General features: G+C 60.2%; 14 protein-coding genes. 7 read left to right on the forward strand and 7 right to left on the reverse strand.

Annotation, left to right across the window (positions count from 1 at the left end; translation table 11 throughout):
- Positions 1-14 precede the first annotated feature (14 nt).
- Positions 15-800, forward strand: coding sequence for a xanthine dehydrogenase family protein subunit M (locus tag Q4577_RS04955; RefSeq protein WP_244687322.1), 786 nt, complete (start codon positions 15-17; stop codon positions 798-800).
- Between the two features lie 169 nt (positions 801-969).
- On the opposite strand, the gene Q4577_RS04960 is transcribed toward Q4577_RS04955, so the two are convergent.
- The gene (locus Q4577_RS04960) at positions 970-2202 is read right to left on the reverse strand and encodes a urate hydroxylase PuuD (RefSeq protein WP_303469928.1); all 1233 of its coding nucleotides are present in this window, start codon (positions 2200-2202) and stop codon (positions 970-972) included.
- Between the two features lie 112 nt (positions 2203-2314).
- On the opposite strand from Q4577_RS04960, the gene Q4577_RS04965 reads away from it, so the two are divergent.
- The gene (locus Q4577_RS04965; protein ID WP_303469926.1) at positions 2315-3238 is read left to right on the forward strand and encodes a LysR family transcriptional regulator; all 924 of its coding nucleotides are present in this window, start codon (positions 2315-2317) and stop codon (positions 3236-3238) included.
- Between the two features lie 247 nt (positions 3239-3485).
- On the opposite strand, the gene uraH is transcribed toward Q4577_RS04965, so the two are convergent.
- A complete protein-coding gene (uraH, locus tag Q4577_RS04970) occupies positions 3486-3842 on the reverse strand; it encodes a hydroxyisourate hydrolase (RefSeq protein WP_303469924.1) in 357 nt (118 codons plus the stop codon).
- Positions 3843-4019: 177 nt separating this feature from the next.
- Here uraH and puuE point away from each other — a divergent pair, with 177 nt between their 5' ends.
- Genes puuE through Q4577_RS04985 form a run of 3 tightly spaced genes read left to right on the forward strand, consistent with a single transcriptional unit; the run spans position 4020 to position 7394 of the window.
- Positions 4020-5435 carry an allantoinase PuuE gene (gene puuE, locus Q4577_RS04975; protein ID WP_303469922.1) on the forward strand — a complete coding sequence of 472 codons (1416 nt, stop codon included), beginning with the start codon at positions 4020-4022 and terminating at the stop codon, positions 5433-5435.
- Complete coding sequence (locus tag Q4577_RS04980) at positions 5432-5920, forward strand: ureidoglycolate lyase (RefSeq protein ID WP_303469920.1); 489 nt, start codon at positions 5432-5434, stop codon at positions 5918-5920. The genes puuE and Q4577_RS04980 overlap by 4 nt, the downstream gene beginning before the upstream one ends.
- Before the next feature lie 58 nt (positions 5921-5978).
- Positions 5979-7394 carry a uracil-xanthine permease family protein gene (locus Q4577_RS04985; protein ID WP_303469919.1) on the forward strand — a complete coding sequence of 472 codons (1416 nt, stop codon included), beginning with the start codon at positions 5979-5981 and terminating at the stop codon, positions 7392-7394.
- 185 nt (positions 7395-7579) lie between these two features.
- On the opposite strand, the gene Q4577_RS04990 is transcribed toward Q4577_RS04985, so the two are convergent.
- The 5 genes from Q4577_RS04990 to bhcA all read right to left on the reverse strand — a co-directional run bounded on the left by Q4577_RS04990 (position 7580) and on the right by bhcA (position 13067).
- Entirely contained in the window at positions 7580-8554 is a 975-nt protein-coding gene (locus Q4577_RS04990; RefSeq protein ID WP_303469918.1) for a type I glyceraldehyde-3-phosphate dehydrogenase, read from the reverse strand.
- 81 nt (positions 8555-8635) lie between these two features.
- Positions 8636-9631 carry an iminosuccinate reductase BhcD gene (gene bhcD / locus Q4577_RS04995; protein ID WP_303469917.1) on the reverse strand — a complete coding sequence of 332 codons (996 nt, stop codon included), beginning with the start codon at positions 9629-9631 and terminating at the stop codon, positions 8636-8638.
- Positions 9632-9719: 88 nt separating this feature from the next.
- Complete coding sequence (bhcC, locus tag Q4577_RS05000) at positions 9720-10883, reverse strand: 3-hydroxy-D-aspartate aldolase BhcC (RefSeq protein ID WP_303469915.1); 1164 nt, start codon at positions 10881-10883, stop codon at positions 9720-9722.
- Positions 10884-10908: 25 nt separating this feature from the next.
- Entirely contained in the window at positions 10909-11877 is a 969-nt protein-coding gene (gene bhcB / locus Q4577_RS05005; RefSeq protein ID WP_303469914.1) for a beta-hydroxyaspartate dehydratase BhcB, read from the reverse strand.
- Positions 11877-13067 (reverse strand): L-aspartate--glyoxylate aminotransferase BhcA, encoded by a 1191-nt coding sequence (bhcA, locus tag Q4577_RS05010; protein ID WP_303469913.1) that lies wholly within the window; start codon positions 13065-13067, stop codon positions 11877-11879. Before bhcA ends, bhcB begins: the two co-directional genes overlap by 1 nt.
- Positions 13068-13233: 166 nt before the next feature.
- On the opposite strand from bhcA, the gene bhcR reads away from it, so the two are divergent.
- On the forward strand, positions 13234-14064 hold the full coding sequence (gene bhcR, locus Q4577_RS05015; RefSeq protein WP_303469912.1) for an HTH-type transcriptional regulator BhcR: 831 nt from the start codon (positions 13234-13236) through the stop codon (positions 14062-14064).
- A 129-nt stretch (positions 14065-14193) separates the two neighbouring features.
- Positions 14194-16185, forward strand: coding sequence for a heme lyase CcmF/NrfE family subunit (locus tag Q4577_RS05020; RefSeq protein WP_303469911.1), 1992 nt, complete (start codon positions 14194-14196; stop codon positions 16183-16185).
- Positions 16186-16187 lie beyond the last annotated feature (2 nt).

Below are 16187 nucleotides of genomic sequence, written 5' to 3' on the forward strand. Positions count from 1 at the left end.
GGGAGGGCTAGGATATGTATAGCTTTGACATCGAACGGCCAACATCCGTGGCTGACGCCGTGGCCGCATTGGCGGATGAAGACGCACAGGCGCTGGGCGGCGGTCAGACGCTGATCCCGACGCTGAAACAGCGGTTGGCCATGCCGTCGAAATTGGTCAGCCTGTCCGGGATTTCCGAGATGAAGGGGATTTCGCAAGCGGGCGACAGCCTGACGATTGGCGGTGGCAGCACCCATGGCGCAGTGGCGGCGGGGGCCGGGGCCTATCCGGCGCTGGCGGCGCTGGCCGGTGGTATCGGCGACCCGGCGGTGCGCAATCGTGGCACCATTGGCGGATCTTTGGCCAACAACGATCCATCCGCCTGTTATCCGGCGGCGGCCTTGGGGTCTGGTGCAACTATCGTGACCAACGCGCGCGAGATTGCGGCGGACGATTATTTCCAGGGCATGTTCACCACCGCGCTGGACGAGGGCGAGATCGTGACTGCGGTGACCTTCCCGATCCCGGAAAAAGCCGCCTATGTGAAGTTCGAGCAACCTGCCTCGCGTTTCGCATTGGTCGGCGTGTTTGTCGCCAAATTCGCCGATGGCGTGCGGGTCGCAGTGACCGGTGCGTCCGAAGAAGGGGTGTTCCGCTGGACCGAGGCCGAAGCCGCATTGTCGGCAGATTTTTCGGCGGATGCATTGGCCGGTCTGTCGCTGTCGGGTGACGGAATGATCGGCGATTTGCACGGCACCGGCGCTTATCGCGCGCATCTGGTGGCGGTGATGACCAAACGGGCGGTTGCCGCCGCAGGTTGAGTGTTTTTTGCCAAGAAAACAGGAAAGGGCGGCTTTGATAGGCCGCCCTTTTTGCTATGTCGGTTTGGCTTTGAGATGTCAGCCCGGGGGCCAGCCCCCCAAACCGCAGGGCAGATGGGGGGCCAGCCCCCCAAACCCCCCGGGATATTTTTGAACAGAAGAAAGGGACTTAGTAGGCCTTGGCGCTTGTGTACCAGGCAACCAGCATGCGGCGTTCCTCGGCTTCGATTTCGGTGATATTGGCGGGCGGCATGGCGTGGCTGACCCCGGCGTGCAGATAGATCGCGCGGGCATTTTGGGCCACATCGCCGGCGGTTTCCAGAAACACGCCTTTGGGGGCCCAGCGAATACCGTCCCAGACCGGTTCACGGGCATGGCACATGGAGCAGCGGCCAATCACGATGTTCTGGGCGTCTTCGAAATGTGCGGCGGATGCGAATTTCTGTTCATAGGGTGTCAGCGCGCGGGCATCGGCCTCTTCGTAGCTGCCCCAGGAGGGCGCGGTCGAAAGCCAGGCGCAGAGGATGAACAGGACAAGCGTGACCGCCCAGGTCCAGGTCGGCTCGCCTTTTCGGGCGTGGACCGAATTGAAATAATGCCGGATCGTCACGCCCATCAGGAACACCAGACAGGTGATCAGCCAGTTGTATTCCGTCGCGAACGCCAGCGGATAGTGGTTCGACAACATCAGAAAGATCACCGGCAAGGTGAGATAGTTGTTATGGGTCGACCGCAGCTTGGCGATCTTGCCGTATTTCGGGTCCGGCGTGCGGCCATTTTGCAGATCGTCGACGACAATGCGCTGGTTCGGCATGATGATGAAGAACACATTGGCGGTCATGATGGTGGCGGTGAAGGCCCCCATGTGCAAAAGCGCGGCCCGGCCGGTAAAGACCTGGGTATAGCCCCAGGACATGATCACCAGGATCACGAACAGCAACACCATCAAGAGCGTCGGTGTCTCACCCAGTTTGGATTTGCACAGGAAATCGTAACAAATCCAGCCGATTGTCAGGCTGAGGGCGGAAATCGCGATGCCCTGCCACAGGGCCAGATCGGCCTTGGCGCTGTCGATCAGATACAATTCGCCGCCGACCCAATACACAATCATCAGCATCGCCGCACCGGACAGCCAGGTCGCGTAGCTTTCCCATTTGAACCAGGTCAGATGGTCAGGCATTTCCGAAGGCGCCACCAGATATTTGCGGATATGATAAAAGCCGCCGCCGTGGACCTGCCATTCTTCGCCATGCGCGCCCGCAGGCAGATCCGGCGCCTTGCGCAGCCCAAGATCCAGAGCGATGAAATAGAACGACGATCCGATCCAGGCGATGGCGGTGATCACATGCAACCAGCGCACCGCAAAGGCCAGCCAGTCCCAGAGAATTGCAGCTTCGAACATTTTGGGGTGAACTCCTGTCTTATTGCCAGACCCGTTTTTTGCCAGACTAGCGGATGCTTGGTTGTTCGTGTATTGCAGAGAAAAACACACCTGCATCAAAAAAAGCCGAACAATGTCCTATTTCGACAATATCCGTACCTTTGTCCGTGTCTATGATCTTGGCTCTATGTCGGCGGCAGGGCGCGATTTGCGTATTTCTCCGGCAGTGACATCGGCGCGGATTTCACAACTTGAGCAACATCTGAACGTGCGGCTGTTCCAGCGCACCACCCGGTCCCTGACCCCAACCGAACAGGGGCGGGCGTTTTATGGTGGTGCGATTTCCGTGCTTGAGGCCGTCGACCATGCCGAGGCCCAGGTCAGCTCGATCACTGAAAACCCCAAAGGTGTGTTGCATATCGCAGCGCCCTTGGGCGTCGGGCGGCGGTTGATTGCCCCGGTGGTGCCGGAATTTGCTGCGGCCTATCCGTTGATCGACATTCGCCTGCGGCTGACCGACCGCAATGTCGATCTTACAGCCGAGGGTCTGGATGTGGCGTTCTTCCTTGGTCAGCCCGAGGATTCGACGCTGCGGATTCGCAAGGTGGCGGATTGCAAACGGGTGATCTGCGCCGCGCCAAGCTATATTGCCGCGCGCGGAATGCCGGAAAGCGGCGAGGCATTGGTCAAGGACAGGCACAATTGCCTGAACCTGCGTTATCCCGGTGCGCCCGAATTTCAATGGCGCTTGCAGACTGACAACGGGGTCCAGCGCTTTCGTGTCGGCGGGCGGTTCGAATCGGATGATGGCGATGTTCTGACCGATTGGGCGCTGACCGGGCAGGGCGTGGTCCTGAAACCGGTGTTCGAAGTCGCCGACCACCTCAGATCCGGGGCTCTGGTGCCGGTGGCACAGGCCAACCCACCGGAAGATATTCAAATGGCGTTTCTATTCACCCATCGCCGCCATCAGGACCCCAAGACGCGGCTTTTCATCGAATTCATGGTCGACCGTCTGGCCGCCTCGGTTCGACAAACGGAAAGCGCCGCCATTTAGCGCCGCAAAGCGGGGGCGCGCGCTTTTGCCTTTCATCTGACCAGAAATATCCCGGGGGGTTTGGGGGGCTGGCCCCCCATCCTACCTGTGGTTTGGGGGGCTGGCCCCCCATCTTACCTGTGGTTTGGGGGGCTGGCCCCCCATCTACCCTGTGTTTTAGGGGCGCGGCCTCGATCTGTCCGACCCATCCGCTTGCGGCAACCTAAGGCCCCAAGCCGCGACATCGACCCCAAGGCGCAGCAGCGGATCAGCTGCCGCGATAGGTCGAATAGCCAAACGGCGACAGCAGCAATGGCACATGGTAATGCGCCGCCGCGTCGTCCATGCCAAAGCGCAGCGGGATCTGATCAAGGAACAAGATCTCCTCGGTGACCTGACCGCTGTTGCGCAGGTAATCCCCGGCAAAGAACACCAATTCATAAGTGCCGGTCTTGAATTTGTCCGCCGGTAGAATCGGGGCGTCGGTGCGGCCATCGGCGTTGGTCACGGTCTCGGCAATTTTCTTGTGGGAATTGCCCGACACCCGGTAAAGCGCAATCTTTATGCCTTCGGCAGGACAACCGCGTGCCGTGTCAAGGATATGGGTGGTCAGATAGCCGGTCATGTGAAACTCCTGTCTGTGCTGGGCCAAGCCCGGACTGTGCAACCTTGCGCCCGTTTCTTTCTTGTGCCCGTTACCTCGGCCAAAGGAAAACCCCGAGTTCTGAACAGTGCTTCAAAAACTATTTGGTAATCTTCGGGATTGTTCTGAATTATCGTTATCTAAACTCTGGAGGCAGATGTGAATAGATACCCCCGCGACATGATTGGTTATGGCCCCCGCGCCCCCGAGGCTCAATGGCCCGGAAATGCCAAAGTGGCTGTACAATTTGTATTGAACTACGAAGAAGGCGGCGAAAACAACGTCCTGCACGGGGATGCCGCGTCGGAGGCTTTTCTGTCGGACATTCCCGGTGCCGCCATGTGGCCGGGCCAGCGCCACTGGAACATGGAATCGATTTACGAATACGGCGCACGTGCCGGGTTCTGGCGTTTGCATCGCCTGTTCACCGGCGCGGCGATCCCGGTGACCATTTATGGCGTGGCGTCGGCGCTGGCACGGTCACCGGAACAGGTGGCCGCGATGAAGTCCGCCGGATGGGAGATCGCCAGTCACGGGCTCAAATGGGTTGAGCACAAGGACATGCCCGAAGCAGAGGAGCGCGCAGCGATTGCCGAAGCGATCCGCCTGCATACCGAGGTCGTGGGCGAGGCCCCGCGCGGCTGGTACACCGGGCGTTGCAGTGAAAACACCGTGCGGCTGGCGGCGGAAACCGGGCAATTCGACTATATTTCCGACACTTATGACGATGATTTGCCGTATTGGCGCGAATATGGCGACCGCGATCAATTGATCATTCCCTATACGCTGGAAGCGAACGATATGCGGTTCGCCACCGCGCCGGGCTGGGTCACGGGCGAAGATTTTGGCAGCTATCTGAAAGACGCCTTTGATACGCTTTATGCCGAAGGGCAGGCCGGTGCGCCAAAGATGATGTCGATCGGGTTGCATTGTCGGCTGGTGGGGCGTCCGGGGAAAATTGCGGCGCTGAAGCGGTTTATTGATTATATTCAGGGCTTTGATGATGTCTGGTGCCCGACACGGGCCGAGATCGCGGCGCATTGGATCGAAACCCATCCGCACAAGCGCTGGAACCGGCCCAGTGCAATGGCGCGTGCGGATTTCGTCACGACATTTGGTGGCGTGTTCGAACATTCGCCCTGGATCGCCGAGGGCGCTTTTGATCTGGAGCTTGGCCCAGCCCATGATACGGCGCGCGGTGTTCACAACGCCCTGTGTCGTATTTTCCGCAGCGCTGACGAAGATCTCCGCCTTGGCGTCTTGACCGCGCACCCCGATCTGGCTGGCAAACTCGCCGCGGCGGGACGGTTGACCGCTGAAAGCACCTCGGAACAGGCCGGTGCGGGGCTTGATATGCTGACCGATCAGGAACGGGAACGTTTTACCAAGTTGAATGACGATTACGTCGCCAAACACGGGTTCCCCTTCATTATCGCGGTGCGCGATCACGACAAGGCGTCGATCATGGCGGCCTTTGAGCGCCGGATCGGCAATGACCGCACCACCGAATTTGTCGAGGCCTGCCGCCAGGTTGAACGCATTGCCGAATTCCGTCTGCTGGACCTGTTGCCATGACCAAACGGATCATGATCGAACCTTTGGGTGCGGCGGAATTCGCGCCCTATGGCGATGTGCTGGATTGTTCTGGCGCGCCGGACAAGCTGATCAATCAAGGGCTCTGCGGGCGCTTTCATGACCGCGCGCAACTGGATTTTTCGGACGGGACGGCGGGCCTCAGCCTTTTTCAGGCCGAGCTGCGCCAACTGCCGCTTGAACTGGACATGATGGAGCGGCACCCGCTGGGATCCCAAGCTTTCATTCCGATGTCAGAACACGCATTTCTTGTCATTGTCGCCAAAGATCTGGGCGGTTGCCCAGATAATCCGCGTGCCTTTCGCACGGAACCCGGTCAGGCAATCAACTTTCATCGCAACACATGGCACGGAGTCCTGACACCGATCGCAGGATCGGGGACGTTTGCCGTAGTGGATCGCATCGGCGCTGGCGAGAATCTGGAAGAGCATTGGTTCGACACCCCATACCAGGTGGTGGCGGGCTGAATATCCGGGCCGTCAGGAGGAGAAACGGCCCATCCGACAGCTATATGGGGAGAAGTTCATGGCTGATTCATCTATCGGGACCGCAGCGCAGCTGCGCGATCCCAATTACACACCGCCGCTGGCCAAAGCGGTGCCGCTGGGCATCCAACATGTGTTGGCGATGTTCGTGTCGAACGTGACGCCGGCAATTATCGTTTGCGGCGCGGCGGGGTTCGGCTTTGGCTCGAACTCGCCTGATTTTCCGCAAATGATCTACATGATTCAGATGTCGATGTTCTTTGCCGGATTGGCGACGCTGATCCAGACCATCGGTTTTGGCCCTGTCGGGGCGAAACTGCCGATTGTACAGGGCACATCCTTTGCCTTTCTGCCGGTCATGATTCCGCTGGTCGCGGGCAAAGGTGTGGATGCGGTTGCTGTGCTGATGGGCGGTATCCTGGTCGGTGGTTTGTTTCATGCTGTTTTGGGTCTGTTTATTGGCAAGATCCGCTTTGCGCTGCCGCCGCTGGTCACCGGATTGGTGGTGACAATGATCGGTCTGGCACTGGTCAAGGTGGGCATTCAATATGCGGCCGGGGGCGTGCCGGCCATCGGCACACCGGAATACGGGTCGGCGCTGAACTGGTTTGTCGCCTCGGTGGTGATCCTGGTCACTCTGGGCCTCAAGTTCTTTGCCCGGGGCATGATTTCGATCTCTGCCGTGCTGTTGGGTTTGATTGCGGGCTATGTCGTGGCCTGGGTGTTCGGGATGGTGAGCTTTGGCAATGTCGGCAATGCCGCCAGCTTTGCGCTGCCAAACCCGCTGCATTTCGGGCTTGAATTCTCGGTGGCGGCGATTGTCGGCTTTTGCCTGATGTCCTTTGTTTCCGCAGTGGAAACAGTGGGCGACGTGTCCGGCATCACCAAAGGCGGCGCCGGACGCGAAGCCACGGACGAAGAGATCCAGGGCGCAACCTTTGCTGATGGTTTGGGAACGGCGGTTTCCGGTCTGTTTGGCGCGCTGCCCAACACATCGTTTTCGCAAAACGTCGGCCTGATCGCGATGACCGGCGTGATGAGCCGCCATGTGGTGACCATTGGCGGCATCTTCTTGATCGTCTGTGGACTGGTGCCAAAAATCGGCGCCATCATCTCGACCGTACCGATCGAGGTGCTGGGCGGCGGTGTGATCGTGATGTTCGGCATGGTGGTTTCTGCGGGTATTTCCATGTTGTCCGATGTGCATTGGAACCGGCGCAACATGGTCATCTTTGCGATTGCCCTGTCGCTGGGCCTTGGCTTGCAGCTTGAACCGGGCGCTTTGCAGCATTTGCCGGGGACGCTCAAAATTCTGGCGACATCGGGCATCCTGCCCGCGGCATTGATTGCGATTGTTCTGAACCTCGTTCTGCCAGAGGAACTGGCGGATGAATCCACCGAAGAGGTGTCGGGTGGTCTGTCCGGTGGTGGAAAGGGCTCCATCCCGGGTGAATGAACCAGATGAGGGTGCGCAGTAAAAGCGCACCCGACATTGACCCCGGGTGCGCTTCTGCGTGCCCGGGTTTTTTGTTGAGAGACCGAGAAGAGATTTTCGCCTCCGGCGGGCGTATTTGAAAAGAGAAGAAGCCGAGGCCGAGCGAGCTTCTTCTCTTTCTAAATACGCAAAATCCGACCGTTGGATCAGCGCATCCGGCGCGCCATGTCGATCATACGGGCGGAAAAGCCCCATTCGTTGTCGTACCACCCAAAAATGCGCAGCACACCACCGAGCGAGACGGAAGTTTCGCGCCCCGCCACGATCAGGCTTTCCGGTCTGCCGCGCAGATCGGTCGAAACCAGCGGCAGATCGGTATAGCCGAACAACGTCGGATCCGCGGATTGGATCATGCCGTTCAATGTCTCGGCCGTGATTGGATCGCGGGTTTGAACGGTCAGGTCGATGGCAGAGACACTGGCCGTGGGCACGCGAATGGCGCGGGCTTCGATCCGGCCCGCCAGATGCGGCAGGACAGTGCCAATCAACCGGCCGGCCGAGGTTGTGGTCGGCACCATCGACAGCGCCGCCGCGCGCGAGCGCACCAGATCGCCACGCGGTGCATCCACCGTCGGCTGGGATCCGGTATAGCAATGCACGGTGGTCATATGGCCGGATTGAACGCCGGCGGCCTCGTCCAGCAGCCGCAGCAGCGGGGCGAGGGCATTGGTGGTGCAAGAGGCATTGGACAGGATTTTCTGATCGGCGAGGATATCGTGATTGGCGCCGAGGACGATGGTGTCTTCTGCGGCGGGGGATGGCCCTGAAATCAGGATGCGCTCCGCCCCTGCGATCAAGCCGCGCTCTGCGATCATTTGGGTTTGGGCTTTGCCGGTGCATTCCAGAACGATGTCGACGCCGGCAAGATCCAGCGCCGAAATATCCTCGGCATGGGTCATGGCAATTTTGCGGCCCGCGGCATGCAATGCGCCATCACGCCCGGTCACGCCGCCGGGGAAGGGGCCAAAGACGCTGTCATAGCCAAAGAGATAGGCGCAGCTGTCCAGCGGGGCGATGTCATTGATCCCGACAATGTCGATATCGGCATGTTCGGTCAGGATGATACGCGTAATTGTGCGGCCAATCCGGCCAAATCCGTTGATGAAAATGCGGAGAGTCATGGTCGCGCGCTCCTTTGGTGCTGTGCAACGAGACTTAGAACAGGAGCGCGCGGTTTTGCCAGAGGTGGCAGCAGAATTCGATCAAATTTCGATTTGCTGCGCCACGCCGTGGTCCAGTGCCAGTTTGACCGCAGCCTGCGCCACTGCCAGATCCTGAAGCCCGACGCCGGTGCCATCGAACAGGGTGATTTCCTCGTCCGATGTGCGCCCGGGATGGGTGCCATTGATCACCGCACCGATTTGGGTGATGTCGCTTTCGGCAATCAGACCGGCCGCAATTGCATGTTGTGCCTCGCCGATGCTGATCGACTGGGCGATTTCATCGGTAAACACCGTGGCGCGTTGCAGCAGTTCCGGGGCAACCTCTTGTTTGCCTTTGGTGTCGGTGCCCATGCAGGCGATATGGGTGCCGGGCGCGATATGGGTCTCATTGGCGATGGCGGCAAAGCTGGAGGTGATCGAGATGATCACATCCGCCGCGCGCAGCCCGTCCAGTTCCACCGCTTCGAACGGCAGACCGGCCTCTTGCGCGACTTTTTCCAGATTGGGCAGCATTTCCGGGTGCAGGTTCCAGCCGATGACCTTCTCGAAATTGCGATGCTTCAGTGCCGTGCGCAGTTGGAATGTCGCCTGATGGCCGGCGCCGATCATGCCGATGACGCGGGCGTCGCGGCGCGCCAGATGCGCAATCGAGACCGAGGATGCGGCGGCGGTGCGCAGCGCAGTCAGCAGGTTGCCACCGACCATGGCGGTCGGCTTGCCGGTGTCGGGATCGAACAGAAAGACCGTCGACTGGTGGTTGATGATGCCATGGGTGGCGAGGTTGTTGGGCCAATAGCCACCGGCCTTCAGCCCCAGCGCCATGCCGGCACGGTCAAACCCGCCCTTGAAACCATAAAGCGCATCTTCGTGGCCAATCGCTTCGCGCACCACGGGGAAATTATAGGCGTCATCGCGCGCCATGGCGGCAAAGACCTGTTCGACGGCGGTAAAGGCGGCTTCGGGCGTGATCAGACCGGCAATCTCGGCTTCGGGGACGATGGTGAGGGTGGTTGTCTTGGTCATGTCGAGGCTCATCTGAGTATCCTGTAATCGGGGCGCTCATCGGCCCGGTGTCGGGCACTCTTCGCGAAGAATGCCCGGAAGGGCTTGATGAGCGGGTGTGTCAGTAGGCGCGGCCGCGGGCCGAGACCGGCCAGACGCATTCAACCTTGCCGTTGCGCACACCGACGTACCAATCGTGCACATTGGCGGTCGGGTCGCAGTGGCCGGGCACCAGTTTCAGCTTTTCACCGACCGTCAGCGCGCCCTTGGGGTCCGCAATGACGCCGTGTTCATCGGAACATTTGACGTATTCCACATCCGTGCGGCCACAGATCACCGGCAATCCGCTGTCCACCGATTGCGCTTTCAGACCGGCGTCACAGATCGCCTTGTCGGCCTTGGCGTGACTCATCACCTGGGTCAGGATGAAAAACGCGTTTTCCCATTCGCCCTGGTCGATGCGCTTGCCGTCCTTGTCGAGGATACGACCGTAATCGGCATCCATGAAGGCGTAAGAACCGCATTGCAACTCGTTGTAAACGCCGGAATTGCTTTCGAAATAATACGATCCCGTGCCGCCGCCCGAGACCAGATCGCAGGCGATGCCCGCGGCCTTCAGCCCTTCAACCGCATCCTTGACCTGTGCGATGGCGATGTTCAGCTTTTCCTCGCGTGCTTCATAGCTGTCGAGGTGCTGCATCGCGCCCTGATAGGCCTGAATGCCGGTGAATGTCAGCCCCGCGGCGGCGTCGATGGCCTTGGCAATCTCGACCACGGCCGGCGTGGTGGTCACGCCGCAGCGGCCCGCACCACAGTCGATCTCGACAAGGCATTCGATCTCGGTGCCATGCTTTTGCGCCGCTGCCGAAAGCTCTGATACATTGGCGAGGTCATCCACACAGACAATCGTGCGGGCCCCCAGTTTCGGCAGGCGCGCCAGACGGTCGATCTTGGCCGGGTCGCGCACCTGGTTGGACACCAGAACATCCTTGATGCCGCCACGGGCAAAGACCTCGGCCTCGGACACCTTTTGACAACAGACGCCAACCGCGCCGCCCAGGGTTTCCTGCAATTTGGCGACGTCCACCGATTTATGCATCTTGCCATGCACCCGGTGGCGCATGCCGTGGGCGGTTGCGTAATCGCCCATCTTCTTGATGTTGCGTTCCAGCGCATCCAGATCCAGCACCAGCGCCGGGGTCTGGATGTCGGCGGCGTCCATGCCGGGTTTGGCGGGGATGTCAAAGCCGACTTCGAATTGGTCGAGTTGGTCCATGTCTCTCATGTCCTTGCTCCTTTTGCGGCGGCGATCAGCCGGTAATCCATGGCAGTTTGTTCAAATCGACGTTGCCGCCGGTGACAATCACACCGATGCGTTTGCCGGTAAACCGGTCTCGGTTTTTCAGGATGGTGGCCAGCGGCACGGCGCTGGACGGTTCCATCACGATTTTCATCCGCTGCCAGATCAGGCGCATCGCATCAATGATCTCTTGTTCGCTGGCGGTCAGGATGTCGCTGACGTGATTGGACACGAAATGCCATGTCAGATCCTTCAGTGGTACTTTCAGCCCATCCGCCACCGTATCGGGCGCGTCGTCGGCGATGATATGCCCGGCGTGAAAGCTGCGATAGGCATCATCGGCCTGTTCCGGTTCTGCGGCGATGATGGCGGTGTCGGGCGCCAGCGTCGACAGGGTCAGACAGGTGCCCGAAATCATGCCACCCCCGCCAATGGGGGCCACCACCATATCAAGGTATCCGGTCTGGTCGATCAATTCGCGTGAACATGTGCCCTGACCTGCAATGACGCGGGGGTCATTATAGGGGTGGACGAAATTCGCACCGGTTTTGGCCTGAACCTCGGCAAAGACCGCTTCGCGCGACGAAGTCGATGGCTCACATTCCGTGATGATGCCGCCATAGCCGCGAACGGCGGCCTTTTTGGCCTCGGGCGCGGTGCGGGGCATGACCACGTGGCAGGGAATGCCGCGACGACCGGCAGCATAGGACAGCGACAGCGCATGATTGCCCGAGGAATGGGTGGCCACGCCTTTGGCCGCTTCATCCTCGGACAGGCCGAATACCGCATTGGACGCGCCGCGCACCTTGAAGGCGCCGGCCTTTTGAAAGTTTTCGCATTTAAAGAACAGCTCGGCGCCGGTCAGCTCGTTCAGATAGGTCGAGGTCAGAACCGGCGTGCGGTGGATATGCGGCGCAATCCTTTCATGCGCCGCCAACATGTCGTCGTAGGTCGGGATATACATTGTCGTATCCTTCATCACGCGGCCTTTTGCGCCGCTGCGGCGCGGTGGCTGCGGTAGTAATCCTGTGCTGCCGCAACGCCAGAGCCAAGGTCGATGTTCAGACCCAGATCCGCCATGCACATTTCCGCCGTCGCAATACCGGACAGCGCCATGACATCGGTGAGCGAGCCGAGATGGCCAATGCGGAACACCTTGCCTGCGACCTCGCCCAGACCGGTGCCAAAGGCGACGCCATAGGTATCAGCGGCATGAGTGACAATGTCGGTGGCGTTGAACCCGTCGGGCGTGCGAATTGCGCTGACGCTGTCGGAATAGAGATCCGGCGAAGCGGCGCAAAGCTCCAGCCCCCAGGCAGACACCGCGCGGCGCACGCCTTCGGCAATGCGGTTATGGCGGGCAAAGACGTTTTCCAAACCTTCATCGAGCAGCATCTTGCAGGATTCATTCAACCCGTTCAGCAGCCCGACCGGCGGCGTATAGGGAAAACCGCCGCCTGCATTGGTCTTGCCCATGTCGCGGATGTCAAAGAAGGTCCGGGGCAATCTTGCGCCTTCGACCGCCGCCAGCGCCTTGGGTGAAAAGCCGGTGATGGCCAGGCCGGGCGGCAGCATGAACCCCTTTTGCGAGCCGGTGACGGCGATATCGACGCCCCAATCGTCAAAGCGGAAATCCATCGACGCGATGGAGGACACACCATCGACAAGCAAGAGCGCGGGGTGAGACGCCGCATCAAGTGCGGCGCGGACGCCCGCGATGTCAGAGCGCACACCGGTCGCGGTCTCATTATGGGTCGCCAGAACGGCCTTGATTTCATGGCTTTTGTCGGCGGTCAGCGCGGCCTCGAACTTGTCCGTCGGAATGCCTTCGCCCCATGGGGTGTCAACGATCTGCACCTCCAGCCCGTAACGCTGGCACATGTCGATCCAACGATGCGAGAACATGCCATTGCGCGCGGCAAGGATCTTGTCACCGGGGCTGAGCGTGTTGGTCAGCGCGGTTTCCCAACCGCCAGTGCCGGTGGAGGGGAAGATGAACACCTCGGCCTTTTGCGATTTCAGGATCTGACGCACGGCGGCACGGGCCGGGTGCAGGATGTCGCCAAACAGCGCCGACCGGTGATCGAGTGTCGGCATGTCACAGGCGCGGCGCAGATGTTCCGGCATATTGGTCGGGCCGGGAATGAAAACGGGGTTCTGGAAGCTCATCTGTCTTTCCTCCTCATCGGGTTTGGTTGGAGGTTACGTTGGGGGTCGCGAGAGCTCAATTTTTTTGAAATCATTTTTCAAAATTCCAATTTGCAGTAATTATTTAATATTGCCAATGCATTGCTATTTTTCATATGCTGAATGCGTATTTCAAAAGAGAAGAAGAATGGCCGAAGAAACCCCGAGAAAACGCGGCCGCCCGCGTGGTTGGCAGGACAAGACCGAACAGAACACCATCAAATCCCTGGACCGGGCGTTGGAGGTTTTGGTCGCCTTGGGCCAGCATCAGGGGATCACGCTCAGCGTTCTGGCCGAGGAGTTGGATCAATCGCCTGCCACGCTGTACCGGGTGTTGGTGACCTTGCAAGGCCGGGGATTTGCCGAATTCGACGATGCGGCGCAAAGCTGGGCGGTGGGTGCGGGGGCCTTTTTGGCGGGGGCGGCGTTTTTGCGGCGGACCTCGCTTGCTGAACGTGCCCGTCCCATCATGCGCACCTTGATGGAGGACACCGGAGAGACGGCAAATCTTGGTATCGCGCGCGGGGATCAGGTCATGTTTCTCAGCCAGGTAGAGACTCATGAGACCATTCGTGCTTTCTTTCCCCCGGGGACATTGTCGCCGCTGCATGCGTCGGGGATTGGCAAGGCGTTGCTGTCGCGCTGGTCCGATGACCGGCTCACGGCCTATCTGGAGCGTACCCGGCGCGAGGTGTTTACCGAGCATACCCTGGTCGAGGCGGCGGCGCTGCGCGCCGATCTGACCCTGTCGGCGCAGCGGGGATATGCGGTGGATGCCGAGGAAAAGGCCCTTGGCATGCGCTGTATTGCGGCGCCGGTATTTGATATTCACGGCGAGGCCGTCGCAGGCATTTCGGTGTCCGGCCCCAGCGTGCGCCTGCCGCTGGAGCGGATTGCAGAGATTGGTCACAAGGTGGCCGAAGCCGCGCTGGCCCTGTCAGAGGCCACAGGCGGCGCGCCGTTTCAAACCAGCAAGTGAGCCGGTGACGCCCCCAAAATCCGGGGGGTGCGGCGAAATGCGGGGCGACATGGCGAAAAGGTGACTTAAAACTTCATGTGCGAGGCGCTAGGACTCTGGTCTATGATATGGTGACCCATTGGAGGCCGCATGATCCCGGAACTTGGACAATTTGCATTGGCATTGGCAATGGCCATCGCCCTGGTGCAATCCGTCGTGCCCATGATTGGCGCGGCACGCGGCAATCTGGTGTGGATGCGCAGCGCGCAATCGACGGCGCTGGGGCAGCTTCTGTTTGTCGGGGTGGCCTTTGGCGCGCTGATGTGGGCCTTTGTGGTCAGTGATTTCACCGTGGTGAATGTGGCCGAGAATTCCAATTCACTGAAACCGATGTTGTTCAAGGTCGCCGCGACCTGGGGGTCGCATGAGGGCTCATTGTTGCTCTGGACGCTGATCCTGACATTGTTCGGGGCGGGGGTGGCGATGTTCGGGTCGAACATTCCCCATGCGCTGCGGGCGCGGACATTGGCGGTGCAGGCGTGGATTTCGCTGGGTTTCCTCAGCTTCATGTTGTTCACATCCAATCCGTTTCTGCGGATTTCGCCGCCGCCGGTGGATGGCAATGACCTGAACCCGTTGTTGCAAGACGTCGGTTTGGCGATGCATCCGCCGCTGTTGTATATCGGCTATGTCGGGTTTTCGATTGTGTTTTCCTTTGCCGTTGCGGCGCTGATCGAGGGCCGGGTTGATGCGGCCTGGGCGCGTTGGGTGCGGCCCTGGACATTGGCGGCCTGGGTGTCGTTGACCGCCGGTCTCGCACTTGGATCCTGGTGGGCCTATTACGAGCTGGGCTGGGGCGGCTGGTGGTTTTGGGACCCGGTGGAAAACGTCGCCTTCATGCCCTGGCTGTTGGGCACGGCGCTGTTGCATTCCGCCATCGTGACCGAAAAACGCGGTGCGTTCAAAAGCTGGACCATCCTGTTGGCGATCCTGACATTTTCGCTGTCACTGCTGGGGACGTTCATCGTGCGCTCTGGTCTCTTGACCTCGGTGCATGCCTTTGCGGTCGACCCGGAGCGGGGGATTTACATCCTGGCGCTTCTGGGCGTGTCGATTGGTGGTTCCTTGACCTTGTTCGCGGCGCGGGCACCGTCGATGGAGGGTGGCGGATTGTTCGCCCCGGTCAGCCGCGAGGGGGGCTTGCTGATCAACAACCTGTTGTTGGCGACGGCCTGCGGCACGGTGCTGTTTGGCACGCTGTATCCGCTGTTTCTTGAGGCCGTGACCGGCGACAAGATCTCGGTCGGGCCGCCGTTTTTCAACGCCTCTTTTGTGCCGATCATGATGCCCTTGCTGTTGGTCATGGGCTTCGGGCCGTTCCTGACGTGGAAACGGGCCGATCTGCGGGGAATTTCCCAGCGGCTCTGGATGGTGGCGGCCGTGGCGGCGGTGGCCGCGCTGGTGCTGTGGTATCTGGTGACCAAGGGGCCGGTGCTGGCGGTTTTGGCTTTTGGGCTTGGGATCTGGCTGTTTCTGGCCACGCTTCAGGATTGGGGCGCGCGGATCAAATTGTTTCGCGCACCATTCTCCGAGAGCCTGCGCCGGGCCCGCAACCTGCCGCGTGCCAGCCATGGCATGACCATGGCGCATCTGGGGTTGGCGGTTTGTATCTTTGGCTTTGTCGGATCTTCGGCCTGGAAAGAAGAGATTGTGACCTTTGCCGAACCGGGCACCGAGGTGCAGATTGCCGGGTTTGACATTCGCTTTGCCAAGGTCGAAAGCGTGCCGGGGCCGAATTACACCGCCTTTCGCGCGACGCTGGTGGTCAATCGTGCCGGGGCCTTTGTGCAGAATCTCTATCCCGAACGGCGGATCTATCCGGTGGCGCAATCGACCACCACCGAAAGTTCCATTCGCCACACCCTCGCCGGTGATCTTTACGCCGCGATTTCCGAACCTGCGGCCGAGACTGCCGGCGATGTCTGGACGCTTCGGGTGATCTATGAGCCGCTGGTGAATTTCATCTGGCTTGGCTCTTTCATGCTGGTGCTGGGCGGGGCTTTGTCGTTAAGCGATCGACGTCTGAGGGTCGGCGCGCCACGTCGCGCCAAAATGCCTGAAATGGCGCAACCTGCGGAGTGAAA

This window comes from Marinovum sp. 2_MG-2023, assembly GCF_030548265.1.
Classification (GTDB): domain Bacteria; phylum Pseudomonadota; class Alphaproteobacteria; order Rhodobacterales; family Rhodobacteraceae; genus Marinovum.